This window comes from Plantactinospora sp. ZYX-F-223 (assembly GCF_039649625.1).
In the GTDB taxonomy this organism is placed as follows: Bacteria; Actinomycetota; Actinomycetes; order Mycobacteriales; family Micromonosporaceae; genus Plantactinospora.
In genome coordinates this window covers 142,117-165,027 of record NZ_JBDJAV010000011.1, presented here as the reverse complement: position 1 = coordinate 165,027, position 22,911 = coordinate 142,117, and the positions used below count along the sequence as shown (strand labels likewise).

The window sequence follows — 22,911 nt, the reverse complement described above, 5'->3', positions numbered from 1 at the left end:
CGAAGATGGTACGACCGCCTGCGTATATTTGGAGTATATAAAAGGCACATTCGATACACCCTGTGTCTGTCGCGTGACGCATAGCGGATGGTGGCACGCTTGCTCAGAACAGGCGTTGATCAGGGCTTGTGGAGCATCGTCGTAGTGGGTATCGTCCAGGACCCAAAGCCTCCGGCGAGCAATTCAGGGTCAAGGATTAGGGCGGCGAGGAAGAAAGGTCGTCCACCTCTATCCTGAGGTACTTAGGCGCCTCAAGAACCTACTCAGGACGCACGGGCGGGATAGCTGATGTCACGGAAGTCAGAACTGTCGACCACAGATAAGGGCGACCTCCTAGTTACGCCATGGTGGTAGCAGCGATGACGTCACAGCAGTCGACACTACGTACACCCGGGCCGAACGAACCGTTGTCGGTGATCTTGAAACTCGTCGGGGACGCCTGCAACATCAACTGCTACTACTGCTACGAGAAGCGTAAGCCCTACGCCGGCTACGACAAGCTCTCCCTCGAGACCGTCGCACGCCTGCTGGACCTGGCAGACGGCCGACCACTGAGCCTGGAGATGCACGGCGGCGAGCCGCTGCTGTACGGCATGGAGGCGACCTCCGGCCTGCTGAGGTTGCTGCGGGGCTACCCGGGAAACGTGTCCTTGAGCGTACAGACGAATGCCACCATGTTGACGCCGGCATGGTTCGACCTGTTTGCCGAAGAATGGCCGGAGATCGACATCGGAATATCTCTTGACGGGGATCCGGAGGCCAACCGCAGCCGTGTCGACTACCGTGACCGGAGCACATCCGAGCAGGTACACCAGGCGCTGGAACTGGCCGCTGAGCGCGGCCTCGCAGTTGGCTTGATCTCGACCGTGACCAAGGACGTGTCGCTCCGCCCGGAGGAGACGCTCGACTTCGTCGCACGGTTCGAGGCGGTGAAGGCGGTGAAGTTCTCACCCTGCTTCGACTTCAACGTCATGCCAAAACGAATTCCGGTCGGCAATCGCGAGACCATGCTGCCCCTGTTACCCAAGGGCGAGGAGCATGCCGGCTGGGCGATCACGCCACTTGAGTTCTCCGCGTTTCTTGTCAGGGCGTACGACCACTGGCGCGGTACCGGCCTGTTCCGACGGTTCCTGCTCGAGCCGTTCACCAGCGTGATCCGGGTGCTCGCCGGCCGCGACACCCGATTTTGCCACTTCACAGAGCAGAAGTGCGCCTTCGTCCTGACCCTCTACCCCGACGGTCGGCTTGGCAGCTGCGACGAGTTGGGCGTACCCGACGGGTTGCTCGGTACCGTCCACGACCTACCGTCGCTGGCCGCGGCGACATCCCTCGTCACCAACCCTTCGCTGCGTACCGGCCTTGACGAACTGCTCGACAAATGCACCGACTGCGACTACCGGCAGACCTGCGGCGGAGGCTGCCTCGCCACCCGCCTGCGTTACCGGAACAGCGCCTTCTACGAGGACTACTGCACCCATCGCATCGAGATCATTGATCACATCGCGGCGGATATCGCCGGAGAGCGGGCAGCCCGTGAGCACTGACGTCGCCCTCACAAACGTGTGGCCGAGCCTCGCCCATGACCTGAAGGACCTACGCGAACGTCGCGCGGCACAGGTGCGGGCCGCCGCGGCACGCCTCGACGAGCGCTTCGTCGTTCCACCGACGCTCGATGCGCGGCAGTACGCCCTACTGCACCATTTCACCTATGCCATCACGGCCGCCGTGCGCGCGCGGCGCCTTGACGACGCACGTGACCTGACCCGACGTTGGGAGACGGCATCCACCGCGAGCGGCACCTCGCTGCTGCCAGGGCATGACGTACGCATCGTCGCTGCCGACGAGTGTGAGCGGTCCGACGACGACCGGTACGAGTCGCCGCTATTCCTCCACCTGGACCCTGCGCCACGAACGGTGCCATCGGCGCCGTGGTCAGGTGCCGGGGAAGCGATCCAACGCGCCGGACTGGACCACTTCATTACCTCCGTGACAGGTGTCGTTGTCACCATGCAGGTGCGCGGTCGACGCGACACCACACAGAGTTATGCGTTGAAGGCTCTGCCCGGCACGATCTTCATCGACGTCGTGCAGGATCCCGTCCGCCTGGGCGAGTTGATCCTTCACGAATCGGCCCACACACTGCTGAATGAGATCTTCGCGGCATGCGGGGTGGACTTGGACCCCGAAGCGCGCTGGTACTCGCCTTGGAAGCAGGCCTACCGGCCCGCGTACGGGTTGCTGCACGCCGGCTTCGCCTTCGGCGTCCTTCAGAAGTACTTCGAGTTCCACGCGGCAGCCGGCGATCGGCCGTCCGCGTACGCCCGAATCCGGGCAGAGATCGGCGCGGAACAGTGGGACCTCGCGCGCGGCTCCGTGCGGGACGCCCTGGCCGAGGTCCGCGATGAGCGGGTGGCGTCACTGCTGTGGAACTTCGTCGCCTGATGGCGCCCGTTCCCAGCGGCAGGCGCCAACCGGTCCATGTCCCCAACCAGCCGCAGAAAGGAGCAGCATGAAGTCAGACCAGGAGTTCGAAGAGTTCGTGGACGCGATTCAGTCCGCCAACTTCGATCCTCGCGACACCCGCGCGACCGCCCACACGGCGGCCGTCTTCGCGAGCGACTGGGATCGCGTCGAAAAGGCGATCGAAGCTGACCAGCCCGACAACTGAACCTTTTGCAAAGGTTCACTGGTCAGCCACGGCCGGTGGCTTCCGGGCTACCGGTGGCCACCGGCCGTTCCCCCGTCGACAACCTCGGAAGAGCCCATTGATCATGCTGTCCAGCCCCACCGAAGAGGCCGTGTTGGCGGCGGCCCGTGCCTGGTCCGCCAGTGTGGGGGTGACCCGTAGCAGCAGCATCACGCGTCTCGACCGCATCGGCGTGCCCGTTGCCATGGCCGTGCGGCCCGGCGCGCTGGCCGGATCACTAGTCGTCACGGGCGGTAAGGGAACGACCGAGGCCGCGGCCGAGATCGGGGCCCGGCTTGAGGCGGTGGAGTTGGCGGCTGCCGAGCACACCCGATCCCAGGTACCGCTCGTCCGGACTACCTACCGGGCAATCGCCGCCCAGCTCGGCGGTCCCGCCGCGCTCCTGCGGCTGTGTCCCCGCATGGACGTACGAATTCCACTGGACGAGGAGGTGACTGCGGCCCAGGGAACAGACCTGTGCACTGCCGCGCCCCGCTGTCTCCCCAGCGAGCTGGTCCTCCTTCCGCCGCCGCCCGACGCGGCCGTCCGGCCGTACTTCGCGGCGAGCTCCTTCGGACTCGGATGTGGCCTGACGCTGGAGCAGGCCACCATGCACGCCATGCTGGAGGTGCTGGAACGCGATGCCCTCTCGTTTCCATCGCACGCCGGTCAGGAATGGGCCATCGACGAGTGCTCGCTGCCCGACCGCCTCAAGGACCTGGTGGCGCGCGTTCGCCAGGCCGACGTCGCGGTGCGGCTGCTGGTCGTCAGGCAGGAGTTGGGACTGCCGGTCGCGCACGTCGTGCTCTGGGATCGGGCCGAGACGGACCGGCGGTTCGTCAACGGCGGGCACGCCTGCGCGCGTTCACTCGAAGCGGCTCTGGAGCGTGCCCTGCTCGAGGCGCTACAGAGCCGTGCCGCCTTCATGCACGGCGGCCGCGAAGATCTACCGAGCCTCGTCGAGGTCGCGACGGAGCAGCCCCGGCCGGGTGACGGATGTTCACCGAACCTTTTTCAACCTGAACCGCACGGCGCTCACACACCGCGTCCGACCTCGCGCTCCGACGGACCGCAAGGGGAGGTCGACAAAGGTTCACTGTCCGACGTCAGGCATCAATTCAGCCAGCCGATACCCGACGACTCCGCCGGTCTCGCACACTGGCTGGCCGAACGCGGCGTCGGTCCGACGATCCGGTTCGTCCTCCGTGACGGGAGCATGGGCGGGCCGTGGGTGGTACGCACCGTCATTGTCGGCTGCGAATCATACGTACCCCGGCTCTCGCCCCGAGTGGGTCCGAGACTTGCGGCGTGGTCGCATGGCTGACCGTGACCTGATCTTCGTCGGGCCGACCGGCTACCAGTCGAACCGTCTCGGCGCCGTCTCCGAGCGGTACTCGGTGTTTCCGCCGTTGATCCGAGGCATGTTGGCACCGGTACTGCACGATCACCCCTCAGGCCGGGTGATCCTTGTCGACGGTGGCTTCTACCACGAGTACGCGGTGGACCACCGGGAGATTTGCGCCGCGTTACGGGACGGACGCGAAGTGATCGGGCTGGGCTCGATGGGAGCGTTGCGCGCGGTCGAACTGCGGTCCCACGGCATGCGCGGCTACGGCGCGGTGGTGGAGCTCATCGGACGCTACGGGCTCTACGACGACGAGGTCATGCTCCTACACGGAGCCGAGCCGCCGTACCGGCCGGTGACTGTTCCTCTCGTGGAGGTTCGCGCGGCGCTCGGACATCTGCTGCTCGCCGGGCTCGTGGATGCCGACGATGTGGCAGGTGTCATCGCCGAGATAGCCGGCCTCTGGTTCGCCGACCGCAGCATGCCACGGATCCTGCAGGCACAGCAGCGCCGGACTCCCGGCCGTCCCCAAGCTGTGGAGGCGCTACGCAACCAGTTGCAGGGACCGGCGCTGTTGAAACGAATCGACCTGGAGTGCCTGCTCGCCGGCTCACCACCGCCTGCGGTCCGCATGCTGCCATGCGGCGCGGTCGTTCCGGACTCACCGCACGGGTTCGAGCCGGCCTGATGTTCACCGCACTCAGCATGCCCGCAGACTGGGCCCACATCTCCGCCAACGGCGTTCCCTACCATGATCCGGTCATCGGGCCCCGCCTCGCCGAACTGCAGTGCCGCGACGACAGCGAGGTCGCCGGTCGCAGTACGGCGGCGGTGCGCCGCGAGCTGAACTGGCTCGGACTCACCGGCGACGAGCGGATCTTCCACCCCTGTTGCGGCCCGGGAACCTACGCCCGCGAGATCGCGAACGGCACGGGCTGCCGCGGTTACCTGGGCGTCGACATCAACCCGGCAGCGATCGCCGCGGCGACTCGTCGCTGCACCGATCGGAGGTGCCGCTTCCACGTCGGCACGTTCGGAACAGACTCCGCTGTGCCGGCGCATGACCTCTGCCTGCTCAGCTACGAGCTGATCAACCAATTCGAACCGCCGGCGCTCGTGGCGACGCTCGGTCACATCGCCGCCGGGCTTGCGCCCGGTGGCCGGGTCTTCGCCGACGTGCGCACTCGGGCGGGCTCCGGGATGCACCCGGTCGACAGCGAGTCGAGTCACTATCCTGCCGGCACAGGAATCTTCCTGCCCGACGAACACGACGTCGAGTTCCAGGCCCGGTTCGCCGCCGAAGGGCGCCTCTACGTGCAGCGTTTCCGGATCATGCGTGACGACGGCACGAGGCGAGAGTTCTACTCCTGGCTGTGGCTGTACGACCAGGACGAAGTCGCACGTGCGGCCGCATCGGCCGGCCTCGACCTGGCCGCGGCCGCGCACGTTCATGCCGGCACCGACATGCGGCCGCCGTCCGCGGCCGGCTCGATCCAACTGGTGTTCGTGAAGAAGAGGAAAGGCGCACGACCATGTTGACGACCTCGGAATCGCTCCTGGTGCACAGTATCGAGCAATTCCTGACCCCGACCGAGTGCCAGGCGATCTGCGATGCGGTGGATGAGCAGATCGAGGCTGAGGGTCGTTCCACTTTTGAAGGGGAGCGCACCGTGTCGGTTCACGCCGTCGACGGAATGAGCACCCGGGACGTGATGGACCTCTATGAGCCGGCGGGCCGCCTGGAGCTGTTTCCGCTGCCCGAGGCGGCGACGACGGTACTGGATGAGGCGGCGAGGCGCGCTCTTCCCCACCTGTGCAGCCTGTTTCCCACGGGTCGCCGGCTGACCTCCTGGATCTATCTCGAGTACGGTGTGGGTCAGTACATCACGCCGCACATCGATATGCCGTTCGACGAGAACCAACCGGATCACGTAAAGGTCGCCGGAGTGAGCATAGCGCTCAACGACGGCTTCTCCGGCGGCGAGTTCGTTGTCGAAACCTGCGGCAGCCCGGACTTGTGGACCGAGCCTACGGATGAGTTGCGAAGAGTCCGCGAAGGAGGGGACTACACCACGCCGTGGTACAAGGCGCTGCCGCGGACTCAATGGCGCACCCGCGTAGCCACGGGCAACCTGGTCATGTTCGGCAGCCAGCTCAGCCACAGTACGGAGCCGGTCACCCAGGGACGGATCAAAAAAGTCATCGGCTTCTTTACCAACTGACGGAGAGTGCAATGGACGCGCGTCTCGCATACGAACTGGCTGCGCTCAATTCCAATATGTCCGATGTAGAGCGCCTGGTCTCACTGCACTGGGGCCTGTCCTCGGTCTTGCGGGCCGGGGTCGCGGGCGACGTTGTGGAGATCGGTTGCAACGCCGGTTATACCAGCGTCTGGCTCGCGACAACCATGCTGGCGCTGGACCCCGAACGTGAACTGGTGCTGTTCGACAGCTTCGCCGGGATGCCCGCACCAGGGGAACTGGACACCCATCTGCCAGAGGGCGAGTGCCTGGCGTCGGCGGACCAGGTCGAGCAGAACTTCCGCGCCAGGAGTCTGCCGATGCCTCGCATCGTCGCCGGCTGGTTCGACGAGACACTCTCCCAACTACCCCAGCAGGTGTGTTTCGGTTACCTCGACGGCGATCACTACCGCTCCATCCAACTGAGCCTGGAGCAGGTGTGGCCGCGCCTGGAGCCCGGCGGGCTGCTCGTCATCGACGACTACTGCGACTTGAGCCGCAACGAGCGGGCCTGGGATGGGCTGCCCGGTGTGAAGAAGGCTTGTGACGAGTTCTTCGCCGGCACCGGCTGCGTCGTAGAGGTCGTCCCAGGCACCTCCGATCTGACCCTCGGCTATGTGTACAAGCCCGCACCGCAGGGCGAGTCCCGATGACGGCCGACACGCCGGCGATGCACCTCGAGTCCCTGGCAGGAGTCTCGCCGACCCACGTGTTCCGCGACGTGCTCGAGACGACCACGGCCTACAAGTCCAGGTCGGTGGTCTCGTTCACCGGATGGAGTACCCTCCTGCTGGTCGAGCGGGCCGACGTCCCGGGCGCGGAGTTCGTCGCCAAGGGGTTCTTCGGCTACCACAGCGTCATCGACGCCGCCCCGGTCGAGCTGCGTCCGGAACTTCATGGCTACTACTGGTACCGGCAACTGCCGGAACAGGCACACCGATATGCGCGGGACCAATTCGTTCAGGAGGCGAACCTGCTGTCGCGGCTGAGCGGCTCGCCGTACTTCCCCCGCCTGGTGGAGATGAACCTCGCGGCCCCGGTGCCGCATTACGTGATGGACTACCTACCGCTCGGCTCGGTGCGTCAATGGCTCGCCGCGCACGGGGCACCGTCGACGAACGCCGCCGTCGCCTTTGCACGCCGGCTGCTGACCGGGTTGGCCGTCCTGCATGACGCCGGGTATGTCCACCGGGACATCAACGCCGAAAACGTGCTGATGGCCGACGACGGGCCAGTCATCGCCGATCTGGGTTGCGTCCGTGCCCTCACGGCCGCCGAGCCACGATCGCCGAAGTCAGCCTTGATCTCGTGGCCCCCGGAGTACGACGCGGGGTACCACGAGGCGGACTTTGCCAGTGATCTCTACTGTTTCGGAATGGTGATGTACGAACTGCTCACCGGCACTATGCCCCGGTACGGCGCCCCGCCGTTGCGCAGCGTGGCGACCGAGCACGATCCACGATTGGTCGATCTGGTCGAGCGGTGCGTGCAGTGGCGGCGCGACGGCCGGCCGCAGAGCGCCGCCGCCGCCTTGGAGGCGCTGTCGTGACCGCCCAGACACTCGCACCGCGTTCGCCGGTGTCCGCCCCGCCTCATCCTGACGACCTGATGCGGCACATGTTTCTCGGCCGATTGATCAGCCAACATACGATGATCTTCGAGCCTCTGGTGTACGCGGAGCACCTTCGCGTCTTGGCGAGGCTGGTCGACGACTCCGTGCTGACCCCGACCGGCGCCGGACAGCTCGCCGCATACACCCCCGCGAATGTGGCTACCGCATGTATGGCCGCCGCCGCTGGCGTGCGGGACGGTGGCTGGCCGGCATTCGCCACCAGCCTGCGGTCCCACGAACTGTCCCTCGGCGTCCGCCACCACCGGATCGTGGTCAGTTCGTCCAGCACGGAGGACCTGCAATGTATGCGGGCGGCAGTAGAAATCCTCGTGGACGGCGACCTGAGCGCCCTGGTGGAACTGGGGACGGGTGGATTGGTACCCGTCGCGGCGCTGCCCGGGCAGGGAAGCCTGGGCGCCCGGCTGCTGCTGGCGCGGGATCGAATGTTCGCGCCGGGCGCCTCCGTGCTGGAGTGCCTGCTGTACGAGGTGATCGCCGCCCCCGCACGGATCTGGGCGGCAGTCGAGCCGTCCGTGTACGAGTGTCTCCGTCGCATTCTCGCCCCGGTCCGAGTCGAGGACGTCTTCGTCGCCGGCTGCGTGGCTCAACTACTCGAGCGGGCGGACGACCGCGGAGACAATCTCGCCGGGCGTATACCTGCGCTGGTCGCGCTGGTGGAGACAGTCCGTTCGCCGCAGACGAGCGCCGCTCGAACCGTCGCCCTGGGGCTGAAGGAGGCATCGTTGTTCGCCGAACTGCTGTGCTGCTGGTGGCCGGGAACCGAGCGGGCGGTGCATCTGTTCACCTCCCGGCTCGACTACCTGACCCGACACCCAGCCGGGCATCGACCGCAGGAGCGCTGGTCGTGATCCCGACGAGCCGGCGGGATCGGAGGTTTCCGTTCATCGCATTGGAGGGAACCGACGGCAGCGGAAAGTCGACGCTACGGATCGAACTGGCGAAGGCGTTACGGCGAGTCGCACCGACCGTGACGGAGCTCGGCCAGCACAGCTGGCTTGACGCCGCCTCCGCGCGTGTCATCGTGGGCAACCGCATGGCTCGCAGCAGCTGGAACGCCGAAGCTGTCGTGGAGGCATACCTTCGGGACAAGCATCTCCACTTCGAGTTCAACATCAAGCCCGCTCTCGCCGTCGGTCCGGTACTCACCGACCGGTACGTGCTGAGCGATATCGTCTATCACCACGTCCTGCACGGTGTACCGATGGAACGCATCAGCGCCGCCATGGAAGCACTGCGAATGCCGGCCCCCGACGTGATCGTCTTCGTCGACACCCCACCCGCGCTGGCATGGACGCGGATCGGCACACGCAACAAGGAGCTCCGTCCCTACGAACGCCCGGACACACTCGTCCAGCTGTACGACGCCTACGACCGCGCTATTGCGGCCAACCTTGTGCCGACGCGCATCCTGCGGTTCCGCAACAACGATCAGCTGTCGGAGAGCGCCGTACAGGGCCTCGTTGACCTGCTGCTGCCAGAGTTCCCACATTTGTCGACCAACCGAGAGGCGCCTACCGATGTCTGAGGTCCGAGTACGCGTTGCCGCCTATGTCGTGCGTGACACGCCCACGGGACCGGAATTGCTCGTGTTCGACCATCGGGATCAGCCTGAGGCAGGCACGCAGGTCCCTGCCGGAGGCGTGGACGCTGATGAACCGCTCGAGGACGCGGTCATTCGCGAGGTGGCTGAAGAGACCGGCACCGTCGCGGTCACCGTGCGGACAAGTCTCGGCGTACAGCAACGGCCACACCCGCACACCGGTGAGCCACGGGTCACCGTCTTCTACTACGCGACGACGACGGAAAGTCGGGACCGCTGGTCTCACCAGGTCGCGGGCAGTACCGGCACCGATGACGGGATGGTGTTCGACTGCTTCTTCATCCCGCTGACGCAGGCGCTGGACCTGCTGCCGGACCGGCAGGACGAGTTCGTTCCCGCGCTACTCAAGCTGCTGCCCGAGAATGCATAGCGTATCCGCGGACTTACCGGGGACGTCTCACCCGGCGTCGCGGCCGAACGACCTCTCGTCGGGCAACCCAGATCCGGACCTGCTCCTCTGGCGCCACGATCGCTGGCCCACCACGGTTCCATCCGACCTGCTGCTCTACGGCACCCCCCGGATCGTCGACGCTCTGCTCATTCAGGCACAGGCATACCTCGCCGGCCAGGGGGTCGTCCGCGATCACCTGACGCTACTGCCCGGCGGGCTCGAGGCGGTTGACCGTGCACTGGCGACTCTGCTGCGCTCCGGAGACCGCATCATCGTGGAAAGCCCCACGTACAACGGGGACCTTCCGCTCATCGCCGCGCTCGGTCTGGTGCCCGTGCGGGTACCTGTGGACGAGGAAGGATTCCAACCAGAGGCGTTCGCCGAGGCGCTCGCGGACGCCGCAGGCGTCCTGTACCGTCCGCGGGCGCAGAACCCCACGGGGGCGGCGCTCACGGCGCGGCGCGCCGAGACACTGCGCGCCATGATCCAGCAGGTTCCGCAGCTGCTGGTGATCGAGGAAGACCACGCCGGGGGGATCGCGGGTGCCGACTACGTCTCCGCCATTCCCGCTGGACACCCGCGATGGCTACACGTCGCCTCCGTGTCCAAGTGGCTTGCCCCTGACCTGCGGTTCGCGATGGTGTCTGGTGACAGCGAGTCGATCGGGCGCCTGGATCAGCGCAGGCTGCTGGGCGGCGGGTGGATCAGCCGCATGACGCAGCTCGCTGTGGCAGCCCACCTGGCCGACCCCGGACTTCCGGCCGACCTAGCCAGGGTGCGCCTGGAATACCACACGCGCCGCCGGCACATGCTTGAGCAGTTGGCGGAGCGCGGCCTGTGCGGGCACGGGCGCACGGGGCTGAACGTGTGGATCGAGGTACCCGATGAGGCGGAGACCGTGGCGCGGCTGGCTGCGCACGGTTGGCGCGTCGCCCCCGGAGCGCGATTCGCGGCCGCGGTGCCGGCGATTCGGGTGACCGTGGCCGGCCTCCGTGCAGCGGAGGCGAGCCGGTTCGCCGATGACCTACTGTCAGCATGTCAGGGAGCAACACCGTGTCGCTAATTGAGGCTGCGATCCATCACGAGCTACGCAAAGCCGCAGATCATGGCAAGCGTTCGGTGGACGAGGTTCTGACGGGACGGTCCTTCGCGGTCGTGGTACTCGACGACGGCAGCATCGGCGCCGCCATGGACTACGAGCGGTTCCGTCCCGGCGTCGCATCACCCGCCGCAGTCACGAGTCTGCGCGGCGTCGACCTGGCCGACTACCTCGGGACGTCGCCCGGCGCATCCCTATTGGACTGTGACCTGGTGTGCACACCTGCGGCCGGCTCGGACCTGACCAGGCAAGCCGTCAAGATCGCTCTCCTCAGCGCCTTGTCTCGATCCTGGTTCCGGCATGGCGCGCTGGAGGAAGCGGGATTCGATCACATAGTCGCGCCGTTCGACGAGGTACACCCTCATCAGCCGGGGTCAGCGGTGACGGAGGCACTGACCCGAGCCGTCGGAGACGCCCAGACAGTCGGCATCATCGGCTTCGGCGGGCTGATGGAGCACCTGGCCGAAATCGACGGTGTACGCCGCGTCCTGGTAGCCGATCTGCACGAAGCCCCACGCGTCGAGCGCGTCCGAGAGACTCTCGCCCGGTTCAACGCCAGGTTCGGTGAGCCGCGCATCCAGATGGTGGGCAACGACCTCCGCCGCTTGGCCGACGAGTGCGAGGTCGTCCAAATCACACCCTCGTCGCTCTGCAACGCCACGATGGACGAGGTACTTCGGACGCTGCGCGGGTTGCGGCTGATCGTCGTCGGGCCCAGCGGCGCCCTGCCACCGCCGGTGTGGCGTGGGTACGGTGCGGTCCTGGTCTGCACCGAACTCAAGGACAGCCGCTTCGTACGGGCCTACCACAACGACGACCACCTGTACGAATGGTTCGTGGAGTATGACCGGCGGCTGATCTATTGGCCGACGAGCGGCGATGGCCGGTGATATCGGGCACCCGTCCCTGTCGATCCGGTCACGCCGTCCGTTGAACTCGTGCTCGACACGGCAGCGGATCCACGAGGCCATTGATCGGTCGCCGGCCTCGGCGCGGCGCTCGGCCTCCTGGAGCACGTCGGAGGGAAGCGTGCGGGGATGGGCGAAGTCTCCCGCGCTCCGCGACTACAGCGGCGCGCTCGCCGCGGCGAGCCAGCCGTGCGAGTACGACGAGCTGGTACACAGCAGCCTGGCCCTGCCCGCGCTCATCGAGGCCGCCGTCCGCGCCGGTGAACCAGCGCGCGCCGCCGCCGCGCTGGACCGACTCAGCTCGCGAACGCGTGCCAGCGGCACCCAATGGGCGCTAGGACTGGAGGCGCGCTCGCGGGCGCTGATGAGCACCGGACCGGCCGCCGAGGACCTCTACCGCGAAGCGATCCAGCGGCTCGGCGACTGCCGGATGGCCACCCACCTTGCCCGCGCCCACCTGGTATATGGCGAGTGGCTGCGCCGCGAGGGCCGGCGCCTGGCCGCCCGCGAGCAACTACGCACCTCCCACCAACTGCTGACAGGCATGGGCGCCGAGGCGTTCGCGGCGCGCGCCGCCCGCGAACTGCGCGCTACGGGCGAGCGCCCGCGCAAACGGACCGACCAGTCAGTCGACCAGGTGCTCACCGCCCACGAACTGCATATCGCGCGGCTGATCGCTACCGGGGCCACTACCAAGGAGGTCGGGGCGCAGCTGTTCCTGAGCCCACGCACGATCGACGCACACCTGCGCAACATCTACCGCAAACTCACCATCACCTCCCGCCGGGAGCTCAGAGAACTGCAGCTTCCCTGAGTTCAGAGCGATCCCAGGACCGCTTCGCGCTAGGCAGGCCCTGGTCTGCTCTCCCGATCACATCGGCTACGCGGCGCTTCACGCCGCCTACATGGTCGGCGACCACATCGTCGAGTGAGACGGTCAGGCCGAGGCCAAGGCCGCACCCCGCACGGGCAAGGCGAACGCCGGTGTCCACCCGTGGCGCGGCTGGATCGCCTGTGCCAACCACGCCAGCAGCGTCACCGAGTCGGCGCCGTGACCTACGCCGGGTACGGGATTCGGGTCGACGCGATCACCCGGACGGGCCGCCGCGCCGGAGGAGATAGCCGAGGCCGCGGCCTGGCTGAGCGATCGTGCGTCGCACGTGGCCGTGGTACTGCCGGTTACCGGGCATCGCAGTGTGACCGGGCCGCGCAGCGACTGGCACGGCCGCCAGAACGTCCCGAAGGCTCTGCGGCGCAGTTCAGCGGCCCCTGATCCGCCGGACTGGGACTCGCCCGCGTGTACCCGGTCGGTCTGCCGACCTCACTGGCGCCCGCTGGGAGCTGGCGCGACCGGAACTATCTCGCATCGGTGGGCGACTACCTCTGCGAACCAACGTGTCAGAGCCGATACCACGATGAGGAGCAGTTGATGGATCGCCGGGATGTTCTTCGGGTCACGGCCGCCGTCGGTGCGGTTGCGGGTGGTGCGGTACTGATGCCGGGAAGCGCCTCGGCGGCGCCGGTCTTCACTCCCGCCCGGCCGCTACGGGTGCAGATCGTCACGTTCGGCGGTGTCGAGGAGCTGGACTTCGTCGCCCCGATCGAGGTGTTCGGCATGGCGAAGGGGTTGGGCGGGGCGATCACCACCAGCATGGTGACGGTGGACGGCGCAAACCCGGTCGCCGCCTTCCATGGCAGCCAGGTCGGGCCGGTGGGGCGGTGGGCGCCACGTGAGGCGGACCTGTTGGTCGTCCCCGGCGGCGGTTACCGGCGGGCCGACACGCCGGGCGTGTTGTACGAGATCCAGCGGGGTGTCGTCCCGGCTGCGATCGCCGCCGCCCGGCGACGTGGGTTGACCATCGCCGGCATCTGCACCGGCACCATGCTGCTCTCCGCGGCCGGACTGACCGCCGGCCGGCCGTGCATCACCCATCACCGGGCGGTCGAGGACCTGCGCGCCCAGGGCGGTGTGGTCACCGAGGCGCGGGTCGTCGACGACGGGGACCTGGTCACCGCCGGTGGCATCACCTCCGGCCTCGACCTGGCGCTCTGGCTCGTCGAACGGTTCCTCGGCGCCGACCTCGCCGTGCAGGTCGAGCAGGTGATGGAGTACGAGCGGCGCGGCACCGTCTGGCGCCGTTGACACCTGCCGACCGGCAGCAGGACCGAGCCCGGTGGGGCGGACTGGAAGGAGTCTGGCGATGACGCGGTGGGACGAGGGGCGACGGACGCTGCTGCGGGCCGCCGTGGCCGGTGGCCTCGGCGGGGGACTGGGATCCGCCGCCCTGGCCACATCCGCTCGGGCCGGGGAGCCACTCGGTGACACCCGTCCCGGACGGAGGCTGCGGATCGCGATCCTGCTCTACGACGGGTTCACCGCGCTGGACGCCGTCGGCCCGTACGAGGTGCTGTGCCGGGTGCCGAACGCGTCGGTGGTGACCGTCGCCAAACGGCCCGGCCCAGTGCGCACCGACACCAGGGTGATGGCGCTGACCGCAGACCGGTCGCTGCGACAGGTGCCGGCGGCGGACGTGCTGGTGGTGCCCGGGGCCGGCGACCGTGGCGTACTCGGCGCGATGGACGACGCCGAGACGCTTGCGTGGATCCGCCGGATCCACCGGAGCACGAGCTGGACGACGTCCGTGTGCACGGGCTCGCTGCTGCTCGCCGCCGCGGGCCTGCTGCGGGGCGTGCGCGCCACCACGTACTGGGCGTCCCGTAGCTATCTGGAGTCGCAGTTCGGGGTGGTCGTCGTACCGGAGCGGGTGGTTGAGGCCGGTAAGATCATCACGGCCGCCGGGGTCTCCGCCGGGATCGACATGGCCCTGCGACTCGCCGCCCGCCTGGCCGACGAGCAGGTCGCCCGGGCACTGCAACTCGCCGTCGAGTACGACCCGCAGCCGCCCTACGACACCGGAAGTCCAGAGAAGGCCGGACCGGAACTCCAGCAGTTGGCGCTCAAGCTGCTCGCCGACGCGGCCCGGTAGCCCGTCAGCGACGGGTGCAGGTTCCCCGCCTGGCGAGGGCGGATCCCGATCACGCGGCGAACGGCCGCTAGTGCGGCTCCCGGCCGGTGCCTCCGTTCCGGCCGGGAGCGCGGCCGCCGTCGACCTGGGCGGCGGCGTGCAGGACTGCGGGGAACTGAGCCAAGCCCTCAAATGCACGCCACGAAACGTGACCGGCCTGGTCGACGCTCTGGAAGCGGCCGGGTTCGTCGCCCGAAGCGCGCACCCCACCGACCGGCGGGCCACCGTCGTCTCGCTCACCCAGGGGGAACGACCCTCGTCACCGACTGGCACCGCGACCGCGACCACGGCACCGGCCACCTGCTCGGCGGCACGTCCGCCGCCGAGCTGACGACCTTCGTAACCGTGCTCGATCGCGTCCTTGGCGGCCTTCGCGCCGGGTAGCTTTTAGCCGTCGGCGACGCTCCACCGCAGCCGCTCTTGCCGTCACCACGCTGCCTTTCGGTGGCTGCGGTCGAGGTAATCGATGAGCGTGCCACGTTCGACCTCGATGCCTTCCGAGAGGCGGGCTGCGGCGTGGACCACCAGCCACGAGCTGCACTGCCGCAAAGCTGCGGCGAGCCGGCGCGGTATGCCCGTGCGTAGGCGTGGGCGAACGTCGAACGGCCGGCGGTGATCAGCGCGCGGGACGCCCGGGTCGTGTCGGGAAGCGGGTCGGCCCAGCGCAGCAGCAGCATGGTCCGGGCGTGGTCGGCTTCCGGCGTACCGCGAGCCGCGTTCGGCCAGTCGATGACCGCGACCCGGTCGGCGGCGACCAGGACGTAGCCGGGGTGGTAGTCGCCGTGACAGCGGCGATCGTCGTCGGGGAGCCCGCCGAGCACCCGTAGCGCGTAGTCGCGTAGGTGCGGTGGCATGACGGCGTCGTGGATGGGCGCGGCCAGGACCTGGCGGAACGGTGGAAGGTCTGCTGGCGCCGGGACCTGGTGGACGGCGAGGTGCGTGCCAGCCAGGGCACGGGCCAGGCCGAGCACCGCCAGGGTTGTGCCCCCAGGCAGGCGAGCATGTCCGAGCCGGCCAGCCGCTCCAGTACCAAGCCGGTGCGGTCATCGCGGTCCACGGTGTCGATCAGCTTCGGGGCGACGCCGTGACCGTCGAGGTTGGCCAGGGCCACCGCTTCGGCGCGATGTCCGCCGGAGCCGGGACGGTACAGCTTGAGCACCGCGTCGTCGCCGTATGCGTACACTTCCGCCTCGCGGCCGACACCGAGCCTGATCCGATCATTCCAGGGCCCTCCACGGCGTGCCGGGTATCAGAGGGTGGCTTGCTTGCGGGCGAAGATGCGTTCGATCGAGCCGGCCTTGAGGCGCTGCACCTCGACGATGTCGAATCCCGCTGCCCGCACGAGCGGGAGCTGGCGGCGGGTGAAGTGCTCACCGGCGGCGCGTATGGTCACGCGTTCCAGGAGCCACTGCGCGGCCCGGATCGGTGGCCAGCTACTGCCGATGTGGTCGAGCAGCAGCAGCCGCCCGCCAGGCACCAGTACCCGCCGCATCTCCCTGATCGCGGCGGCCGGGTCGGGGATCGTGCACAGCGACAGCGCGCAGACCACGGTGTCGAACGCTTCGTCCTCGAACGGTAGCGCCTGCGCGTCGCCGGTGCGCAGATCGAGGTCCAGCCCGAGGTCGGCGGCGCGCTGCCGGGCGATGGCCAGCATCGCCGGGCTCAGCTCGATCCCGGTGATGGTCACGTCGGCCGGGTACAGCGGCAGGTTGCGGCCAGTGCCGATGGCCACCTCCAGGACCCGCCCGTGTGCGCGGGCGGTGAGCCATTCGCGGCCACCGCCGAACCAAATCTTTTCGAACAAGACGATCTGTTTGTCGTAGCCGGGCGCTGATTTGTCCCACACCCGCAGGGCTTTAGCGGTCGGGTCTTCCTTGCTCTTCACGCTGGGCCTCCCGATCCGGGGACGGTCAGGAACAAGGGCGATGCGGTCCATGGTGGACTGTGCGGCGGCGGCGATGAATCCGCCGATCGCGGCGCGGATCCGGTCGGCCGCCTGTGCCGGGCCGGGTTGGCCGGCATCCAGCCAGGCGATCACCGCCTCGATCGCGACGGTCGGCGCGAGGTGAGACGCCCACCGCGCCCACGCCGAATCGGCGACAACAGCCTTGATCTGCACGCGCGCGATGTCGTGAATCTCGGTCCGGAACCGGTCGGACAGGGCACGGAACTCCGGCTCCCGAGCGGCGTGCTGGAACAGCAACCGGAACCCGGCCGGCTCGGCCGCCGCGGCGGCCGAGCCGGCCGTCGATGCTGGTCTCGGTGAACTCACCAACCTGCTCCCCGACCTGCGCCGCAAGCAACCGGCAAACCGGCCAGCCCGTACGCCGCTACGAACGCGACCGGCCGGCCCTGATCGATGACACGCGTGACGAGCAGGCGGCGGGCGTACACGGTCAGGCGGGCGTTACGGTGGGCCATAGAGCCTCCGGTAGGTATGGGCATTTTACTCGGCCGGTTTATGCTATAGGCGACCTGGACAAAAGTGCGTGAGTATGCCGCTGGGCCACCGGACTACTGGGGGTCAAGGGAGTCGTCGGTTCGAATCGGGACGTCGCGACAGACAAAGCCCTGACCAGCGTTTCTGCTGGTCAGGGCTTTTTGTCTACAGAGTTTTGAACCTCCCCCCGAACTCCCCATTCACGGGTGCCGGCAACCAGGTCTTTATCCGTGTGCGTCGTTGTGCCCTACATCTGCGGACCGGCTATCAAGGTCGGTTCCGAGGCGTTCAAGGATCTCGGAGACGTCCGGAGCTTGGACGGGCCTGGCGATGTAGTAGGTGTCGGTGACCTCCTCGCTGGAGTGTCCAAGCTGCGCCGACGCGCTACCTGCGCCTCGGCGGCGGCTACGCGGCAACGCGGATCGTGACCGGCTACCCCGCCGAAGTCGGCCCCGCCTGGCTCGACCCGCTGCTGGCCTGGCCAGGCCGCCTCGACGTCGTCGTCCACATCGACCCCCTGGCCCCGCAATCGCCGCCGCCCGGCTACGCAAGCAGCGAGCCCTTCTCCTACCCGGAGACGCTACGGCGTCCGCTGACCCGCGTTGGTGAACCGCTCCTGCCGCCGCTGACGCAGTGCCAGCGCCGCCAGCCACAGCCAGCCGGCGCCTACGCCGAGCCGTTGCCACAATCCGGCCGTGGCAACAAGTTCGGGATCCTGACCGAAGCCCGCGCCGGCAAGGAAGAAGAAGGCGAGAAAGACGGCTGCGCTCAATCCGGAGTACAGCGCCCAGACGCCCGCTCCGCGCCGGGCGAATGCGTACGCCATCACCACCACTGCCCCAACGGCTCGACCAGCCAGACGGGTGCCGGCTCGGCCGCCCCGTGCACGTACTCGCACAGTGAACCTTCTTCAACCTCCCCTTGTGGTCCGACGGACCGCAAGGTCGGACGCGGTGCGTGAGCGCCGCGCGGTCCAGGTTGAAAATGGTTCGGTGAGGGCCCGCAGGGCACCCACGTGGCCGGCATCGCCAGCCGCAGCGGCAGGTCCCCGATTGCATCGCTGGCGGGTGGCCGACCGGGCCGGTTCGGGTAGGTCCAGCGGAGTAGTAACCCGACTTGGCTCATTTAGTGCGTGCCGTGGATGACGTCGAGTGCGGCGCGGAGTTCGTCGGGTAGGGGGTCGGCGGCGGTGATGCTGTGGTCGCCGGCCTGGATCGTGATCGTCCGGTAGCGGCGGGCGGTGGTGACGAACCGTTTGATGCTCCAGCCGGTGGTGTTCTCGATCCAGCGGGACACGGCCAGGGCGGCGAACACGATGGTCAGGTGCGCTTCGATCGATTCGCGGGTGTGGTGGTAGATCGGCCGGGCGGCCAGGTCGGCCTTGGACATTCGGAAGGACTTCTCGACCTGCAACAGTCGGCTGTAGGCGCCGATGACCTGCTCGGGGTCGGGGTTGGGCAGGTTGGTGACGTAGCCCTTGACCCCGGCCAGGGCCCGGTTCTTGACCTCCAAGGCCCGGTGTGGGCGTTGCGCCGCTCTGTGACGACGTAGGGCACGTCGGGGACGCGGGCGCCGAGGATGAACGACAACCCGGCGGCTTCGATCGCGCGTTTGTTCGCCTCCGACATCATCCCCGCGTCGGCCACGACCGTGATATTCGACAGGTGGTGCGCGTTCAGGAAGGCCCGTAGGACCGGCAGCATGGTGGTGGTCTCGGCCCGGTTGCCCTCGAACGCGTGCACCATCAACGGGAAGCCCGACCCGTCGGTGAGCAGGCCGACGGTGATCTGCGGCTCCAGCCGGCGTTCCTTGGAGAACCCGGGCTTGCGGAACCCGTCACCCTCGTCGGTCTCGAAGTACAGCGTTGTGACGTCGTAGAGCAGCAACGTCGCCGGCCCCAAGCTGACGTGCGCGGCGCAGGCGCGGGCCAGCCGGGCCCGCCATGGGCCACCGGCCGGATCGAACGTCGGCTCAGCGTCGCCCTCGACCGGCACACCCTCGGTCTTCCCACCGGCCGCGGAAGCCTTGCCTCCCGTGGCATACACCCCCAGCCGCCGCTTGATCGTCGCGTACGACGGCGCCCACGCGCCGGCCTCGTCCAGCACCCGCAGCGAGTCGAGCTTGCTGGTCGGCTCGATGATCCTGGCCAGGACCAACGCCTTGAACACCTCGTCCCGCTCGGCAGCCGCAGCGAACCCCAGCGTGTCGTATCCGCGGCCCAACGCGTCCAGCAGGTGCCCCGCACGCGTGGACGTGATTGGCAACGGACCGCCTCCGTTGGCCGGACCGTCCGGCAGACGCAGATCCAACTCGCCCTGCCCCGCGGCCAGCCGCTGCCGCGCCACCGCCTTGAGCAGCTCCAGGTCCGCATCCGTGTGCGCAGATCCGACGTGCTCGATGTCCCGCGAACCCCGCCGCTGGGAATGCACGATCTGCACCGCCCGCGCCCCGGACGCCGTCTTCACCGTCCGCACGTACGCCACGACCGACACCATAGAACCCGACCCGTTTAGTGCGTGCCTCCCGACACAACACCCCAGGTCACACCCCCACAGACCCCCGAATCAGCCAACCGTGAGTCAAGTCGGGTTAGTGCGTGGCTTTGCCGGCGTGGATCCTCGAGGATGGCCTGCTTCTCGGCGGGGATGGCGGGGCGAAGGTCTGTGTCGTGCCATTGATCGCGATGGTCGCCGAGCGCAGCGGCCGCGGCTGCTTGATGACGTTGCGGATCGCCAGCTGAGTCGGCAACCGAGACCTCCCGCCGACGCTGGTGGCTCTCTGCAAGGATTTGGCCATGGCGAGCTTCCACGCGCGGTACGTGTCCGGTGATCCCGACGACGTATGGCGCGACCTGCGCGGTCTTGGCCTACGGGTCTTCGACGCCCCGTACCGCGAGGACGCCGAGGCGGTGGCGCGCGAGTTCGCCGACCGTGCCCGCAGGAACGTCGAGACGCTCGTTGAGCGGCTGCAGGCGCGGGGCTTCCGTGCGGAGGAGAACGACGACGAGGGGACGCCGTGTCGCGCCCACGTTCCCCCGTCGCCGGGTGCGCCCGCGCTGGCCGACTGGCTGGAGGTGACGTTCGCGCCGTTCCCGATGACGATCAGCGCGTGGATCCGGCAGGTGGGCGATGTGTGGCTCGTCGGGGAATTGCCGGGTTGGCCGGCCAGCGTGCTCGCGGACCCGTTGGTGGTGCAGCTCGAGTGGGCCGAGCGGGGCGGCTCGCGCTCCTACTACGAGGCCGAGCACGCCGCGTACCTCAGGGACACCGCGCGCCGGGACGCCGGCATCCCGTTCCAGCTCGACTACGCGCCCGACGAGCTCCACAAGGCGAATATCAGCGGCGACGCGCCCTACGGCATCGACCTGCCCGGCCCCGGAATCGACGGGAAGGTGGGGCCCGCGATCTGGTTCGTCGACGATCTCAACACTGCGTTCGCGGCCGGCGGCTTTCCCGGTGCGCTGTGGGACGAGGGCTACCAGGAGCCGCCCGCCGGATTGCGTGAGTCGCTCGCCGCGGGGCTGCTGCGGCTCTGAGGCCGCCAGACGGCTGGCCGGTCGGACCCAGTTGACTCATTCGGTTAGTGCGTGAAAACAGCCCCACTTGCAGGCATCAGCGCAGGTGAACGCGACGCGGGCCTCACGAGCGCGGCACCGTGAGCCAACTCAGGTAGTAACTGCGGTCGGTGCCAGGCCGGCGGTGGCCCGCTGGGTGATCGGGTCTCATCGCGCGCCGCCGCCGTCACGGATGATCTTCTCGATCTCCTCGGCTGAGGTTATCCCTCGAGCGGCAGCTGCGGTGCCAGGCCGACCTTGTTGATCGCATCGACCCGCGACGTGGCGGCGAGCTTACGGAAGATCTTCCGCAGGTGTGTCTTCACGGTGGGCTCGCTGATCGCGAGCTCCTTCGCGATCTCGCGATTGGAGAGCGCCCGGCTCGCGCACTTCAGCACCTCCCATTCGCGTCCCGTGATGTTCTCCGGGCGGGCGACGGGTCGGGACCCACCTCGGTGCTCTCTCGCCGGAGCGGGTGCGCGGCCGGCGAGCCGGACGTGTTCGTGTGCCACGCTGCCGATGTAGAGCCGGATGCTGATCGCCTCGTGCAGCGCCTCCAGCGCGTCCGGCAGGCGCTCGCGGCCTTCGGGGCCCTCCGTCGTCAGGACCTCCCGCAGGACGGGGACCGCCGCACGCCACAGCAGGGTGCCGGCGCGAATGGAGTCGGCGACGAGGACCTGCTGGTGCGCCCGATCGATGCCGAGTTCGCGGGTCGGGGCGTGCGGATCGGGCGGTTCGGCGGTCGTGAGGCCGAGTGCGCGTACGCACTCACCCAAGATCGCCTCGGCTTGGCGGCGAGCCTGGTGCCAGCGGTCGGTCGTGGTGGTGAGCGGGCTGTCGGCGTCGTGCAGCGCTTGCTCGTAGCGGTCGAGGATCTCGTCGATACGCTCGCTGACAATGTCGGCCACAGACATCCCTCTGCCTCGAACAGATCGCGTCCTCGACTATTCGTCACGTCCTTTGTGAAGACGCTCGTCGATTGTAACGGTCTCGTGGTAATCGGCGTGGGTCGTCAGATCGCATTATGTGCGAGCAGCGTGATTCCCAGCGTGGTGATGGTCGCGTACTGGGAGGCCATGAAGCTGCGGTACGGGTTGCGGGGCGTCTCACCCGCGACAGAGCGGCAGTCGCCGGCGACTCTGCACGCTCCCACCGTGAGAACCAGCATGGACGGGAGCAGGACGGGCGCCGTCAGGGCGGCCATCGTGACACCCGCGACCGCGACCGCGACGGCGAGGGCGGCGGTGTACCGGGCGACGGGGACGATCCCGTAGCGGACCGCGAAGGTGTGACGCCCGGCCAGGGCGTCGCCCGGCACGTCCGTGATGTCCTTGGCCAGTGCGCCCACCAGCCCCATCCAGCCGGACATGACGAGGCCGAACACGACGGCGGCGGCGCTGTTTCCCTGCGCTGCTCGCATTCCCGCCCAGAAGGTCGCCAGGCCGAGGGCCGCGATGACGAGGCAGGTGGCCACCCCCGACCGCTTGGCCGGGCGCGGGGGACCGGAGTAGAGGTAGCCCAGACCGAGGAAGAGCAGCGCGTCGACGGCGATTCCCGCTGTCGTGCCGATCGCCAGCGCCAGGGCGGCGGCGCAGCCCGTGAAGATCGCCGCGCTGGCGCGCGGCAGGCGCCCGGACGCGATAGGGCGCCGCGAGCCGTTGCCCCGGTCCTCGGCGACATCCATGATCCCGTTGACCACGTAGACAGCGACGGCGGCGGCGAACCACGCCACGGCCCCGGTGGCGACCGAGACGAGGTGAGCACCCGCGGAACCGGTGAGCGCGGCCCCGGCCAGAAAACGGCTGAGGAACATCACCTGCACCAATGGCCGGGACTCCAACAGCCCCATGATCACCGTATGCCCCGCGGCACCCAACGACCGTCGAATGCCGGTTGGCCATTCATACCTGGTAACCAACAACCACCGCCATGCGATCGCCTTCGATGTTCGTCAACGAGACTACAAGAAAATGCAGAGCGACCGGACCCT

27 protein-coding genes and 2 pseudogenes are annotated in these 22,911 nt (G+C 68.3%); 22 read left to right on the top strand and 7 right to left on the bottom strand.

The window, feature by feature from the left end; genetic code table 11:
- The first annotated feature begins 413 nt into the window (after window positions 1–413).
- The 18 genes from AAH979_RS13895 to AAH979_RS13810 all read left to right on the top strand — a co-directional run bounded on the left by AAH979_RS13895 (window position 414) and on the right by AAH979_RS13810 (window position 15,259).
- Window positions 414–1,544, top strand: a complete 1,131-nt coding sequence (locus tag AAH979_RS13895; RefSeq protein WP_346258487.1) for a radical SAM protein — start codon at window positions 414–416, stop codon at window positions 1,542–1,544.
- Window positions 1,534–2,442, top strand: coding sequence for an HEXXH motif-containing putative peptide modification protein (locus AAH979_RS13890; protein ID WP_346258486.1), 909 nt, complete (start codon window positions 1,534–1,536; stop codon window positions 2,440–2,442). Before AAH979_RS13895 ends, AAH979_RS13890 begins: the two co-directional genes overlap by 11 nt.
- 67 nt (window positions 2,443–2,509) lie before the next feature.
- Complete coding sequence (locus tag AAH979_RS13885) at window positions 2,510–2,668, top strand: hypothetical protein (protein WP_346258485.1); 159 nt, start codon at window positions 2,510–2,512, stop codon at window positions 2,666–2,668.
- A gap of 103 nt (window positions 2,669–2,771) precedes the next feature.
- Window positions 2,772–4,010, top strand: a complete 1,239-nt coding sequence (locus AAH979_RS13880; RefSeq protein ID WP_346258484.1) for a YcaO-like family protein — start codon at window positions 2,772–2,774, stop codon at window positions 4,008–4,010.
- Window positions 4,003–4,719, top strand: a complete 717-nt coding sequence (locus AAH979_RS13875) for a TfuA-like protein (protein WP_346258483.1) — start codon at window positions 4,003–4,005, stop codon at window positions 4,717–4,719. Before AAH979_RS13880 ends, AAH979_RS13875 begins: the two co-directional genes overlap by 8 nt.
- Entirely contained in the window at window positions 4,719–5,570 is an 852-nt protein-coding gene (locus AAH979_RS13870) for a class I SAM-dependent methyltransferase (protein WP_346258482.1), read from the top strand. The genes AAH979_RS13875 and AAH979_RS13870 overlap by 1 nt, the downstream gene beginning before the upstream one ends.
- Entirely contained in the window at window positions 5,564–6,253 is a 690-nt protein-coding gene (locus AAH979_RS13865) for a hypothetical protein (RefSeq protein WP_346258481.1), read from the top strand. The genes AAH979_RS13870 and AAH979_RS13865 overlap by 7 nt, the downstream gene beginning before the upstream one ends.
- A gap of 11 nt (window positions 6,254–6,264) precedes the next feature.
- Window positions 6,265–6,924: a TylF/MycF/NovP-related O-methyltransferase gene (locus tag AAH979_RS13860; protein WP_346258480.1), complete on the top strand. Its 660-nt coding sequence runs from the start codon at window positions 6,265–6,267 to the stop codon at window positions 6,922–6,924.
- Complete coding sequence (locus AAH979_RS13855; RefSeq protein WP_346258479.1) at window positions 6,921–7,820, top strand: protein kinase; 900 nt, start codon at window positions 6,921–6,923, stop codon at window positions 7,818–7,820. The genes AAH979_RS13860 and AAH979_RS13855 overlap by 4 nt, the downstream gene beginning before the upstream one ends.
- A 101-nt stretch (window positions 7,821–7,921) precedes the next feature.
- Entirely contained in the window at window positions 7,922–8,752 is an 831-nt protein-coding gene (locus AAH979_RS13850) for a hypothetical protein (RefSeq protein ID WP_346258478.1), read from the top strand.
- Window positions 8,749–9,429 carry an AAA family ATPase gene (locus AAH979_RS13845; RefSeq protein WP_346258477.1) on the top strand — a complete coding sequence of 227 codons (681 nt, stop codon included), beginning with the start codon at window positions 8,749–8,751 and terminating at the stop codon, window positions 9,427–9,429. Before AAH979_RS13850 ends, AAH979_RS13845 begins: the two co-directional genes overlap by 4 nt.
- Window positions 9,422–9,874, top strand: coding sequence for an NUDIX domain-containing protein (locus AAH979_RS13840; RefSeq protein ID WP_346258476.1), 453 nt, complete (start codon window positions 9,422–9,424; stop codon window positions 9,872–9,874). Before AAH979_RS13845 ends, AAH979_RS13840 begins: the two co-directional genes overlap by 8 nt.
- Window positions 9,867–10,958 carry an aminotransferase class I/II-fold pyridoxal phosphate-dependent enzyme gene (locus AAH979_RS13835; protein WP_346258475.1) on the top strand — a complete coding sequence of 364 codons (1,092 nt, stop codon included), beginning with the start codon at window positions 9,867–9,869 and terminating at the stop codon, window positions 10,956–10,958. Before AAH979_RS13840 ends, AAH979_RS13835 begins: the two co-directional genes overlap by 8 nt.
- Complete coding sequence (locus tag AAH979_RS13830; protein WP_346258474.1) at window positions 10,949–11,884, top strand: DUF364 domain-containing protein; 936 nt, start codon at window positions 10,949–10,951, stop codon at window positions 11,882–11,884. The genes AAH979_RS13835 and AAH979_RS13830 overlap by 10 nt, the downstream gene beginning before the upstream one ends.
- Window positions 11,874–12,716, top strand: a complete 843-nt coding sequence (locus tag AAH979_RS13825; RefSeq protein WP_346258473.1) for a LuxR C-terminal-related transcriptional regulator — start codon at window positions 11,874–11,876, stop codon at window positions 12,714–12,716. The genes AAH979_RS13830 and AAH979_RS13825 overlap by 11 nt, the downstream gene beginning before the upstream one ends.
- Before the next feature lie 615 nt (window positions 12,717–13,331).
- Complete coding sequence (locus AAH979_RS13820) at window positions 13,332–14,045, top strand: DJ-1/PfpI family protein (protein WP_346258472.1); 714 nt, start codon at window positions 13,332–13,334, stop codon at window positions 14,043–14,045.
- 58 nt (window positions 14,046–14,103) lie between these two features.
- The gene (locus tag AAH979_RS13815; protein ID WP_346258471.1) at window positions 14,104–14,889 is read left to right on the top strand and encodes a DJ-1/PfpI family protein; all 786 of its coding nucleotides are present in this window, start codon (window positions 14,104–14,106) and stop codon (window positions 14,887–14,889) included.
- A gap of 70 nt (window positions 14,890–14,959) precedes the next feature.
- Window positions 14,960–15,259, top strand: a complete 300-nt coding sequence (locus AAH979_RS13810) for a MarR family transcriptional regulator (RefSeq protein WP_346258470.1) — start codon at window positions 14,960–14,962, stop codon at window positions 15,257–15,259.
- Here AAH979_RS13810 and AAH979_RS13805 read toward each other — a convergent pair.
- The gene (locus tag AAH979_RS13805) at window positions 15,165–15,899 is read right to left on the bottom strand and encodes a phosphotransferase (protein ID WP_346258469.1); all 735 of its coding nucleotides are present in this window, start codon (window positions 15,897–15,899) and stop codon (window positions 15,165–15,167) included. The genes AAH979_RS13810 and AAH979_RS13805 overlap by 95 nt on opposite strands.
- Here AAH979_RS13805 and AAH979_RS13800 point away from each other — a divergent pair.
- On the top strand, window positions 15,792–16,016 hold the full coding sequence (locus tag AAH979_RS13800; RefSeq protein ID WP_346258528.1) for a hypothetical protein: 225 nt from the start codon (window positions 15,792–15,794) through the stop codon (window positions 16,014–16,016). The two genes, AAH979_RS13805 and AAH979_RS13800, sit on opposite strands and share 108 nt — an antisense overlap.
- Before the next feature lie 161 nt (window positions 16,017–16,177).
- Here the strand turns inward: AAH979_RS13800 and AAH979_RS13795 are convergent, their stop codons facing one another.
- The gene (locus AAH979_RS13795; protein ID WP_346258468.1) at window positions 16,178–17,131 is read right to left on the bottom strand and encodes a methyltransferase domain-containing protein; all 954 of its coding nucleotides are present in this window, start codon (window positions 17,129–17,131) and stop codon (window positions 16,178–16,180) included.
- Window positions 17,132–17,196: 65 nt separating this feature from the next.
- Complete coding sequence (locus AAH979_RS13790) at window positions 17,197–17,349, bottom strand: leucine zipper domain-containing protein (RefSeq protein WP_346258467.1); 153 nt, start codon at window positions 17,347–17,349, stop codon at window positions 17,197–17,199.
- Between the two features lie 333 nt (window positions 17,350–17,682).
- Between AAH979_RS13790 and AAH979_RS13785 the strand changes: the two are divergent.
- A pseudogene (locus AAH979_RS13785) lies at window positions 17,683–17,929 on the top strand (conjugal transfer protein TraC); the annotation flags it as partial.
- Between the two features lie 19 nt (window positions 17,930–17,948).
- Here AAH979_RS13785 and AAH979_RS13780 read toward each other — a convergent pair.
- Together AAH979_RS13780 and AAH979_RS13775 are read right to left on the bottom strand one after the other, a co-directional pair.
- Window positions 17,949–18,194 (bottom strand): hypothetical protein, encoded by a 246-nt coding sequence (locus tag AAH979_RS13780; RefSeq protein ID WP_346258466.1) that lies wholly within the window; start codon window positions 18,192–18,194, stop codon window positions 17,949–17,951.
- A 299-nt stretch (window positions 18,195–18,493) separates the two neighbouring features.
- Window positions 18,494–19,806 (bottom strand): annotated as a pseudogene (locus tag AAH979_RS13775) (IS1634 family transposase).
- Window positions 19,807–19,964: 158 nt separating this feature from the next.
- Between AAH979_RS13775 and AAH979_RS13770 the strand changes: the two are divergent.
- Window positions 19,965–20,108, top strand: coding sequence for a hypothetical protein (locus tag AAH979_RS13770; protein WP_346258465.1), 144 nt, complete (start codon window positions 19,965–19,967; stop codon window positions 20,106–20,108).
- Window positions 20,109–20,162: 54 nt separating this feature from the next.
- Entirely contained in the window at window positions 20,163–20,903 is a 741-nt protein-coding gene (locus AAH979_RS13765) for a hypothetical protein (protein WP_346258464.1), read from the top strand.
- Window positions 20,904–21,142: 239 nt separating this feature from the next.
- Here the strand turns inward: AAH979_RS13765 and AAH979_RS13760 are convergent, their stop codons facing one another.
- Both AAH979_RS13760 and AAH979_RS13755 read right to left on the bottom strand, forming a co-directional pair.
- Window positions 21,143–21,829 (bottom strand): helix-turn-helix transcriptional regulator, encoded by a 687-nt coding sequence (locus AAH979_RS13760; RefSeq protein ID WP_346258463.1) that lies wholly within the window; start codon window positions 21,827–21,829, stop codon window positions 21,143–21,145.
- 104 nt (window positions 21,830–21,933) lie between these two features.
- Entirely contained in the window at window positions 21,934–22,770 is an 837-nt protein-coding gene (locus AAH979_RS13755; protein WP_346258462.1) for a UbiA family prenyltransferase, read from the bottom strand.
- Window positions 22,771–22,911: the final 141 nt, after the last annotated feature.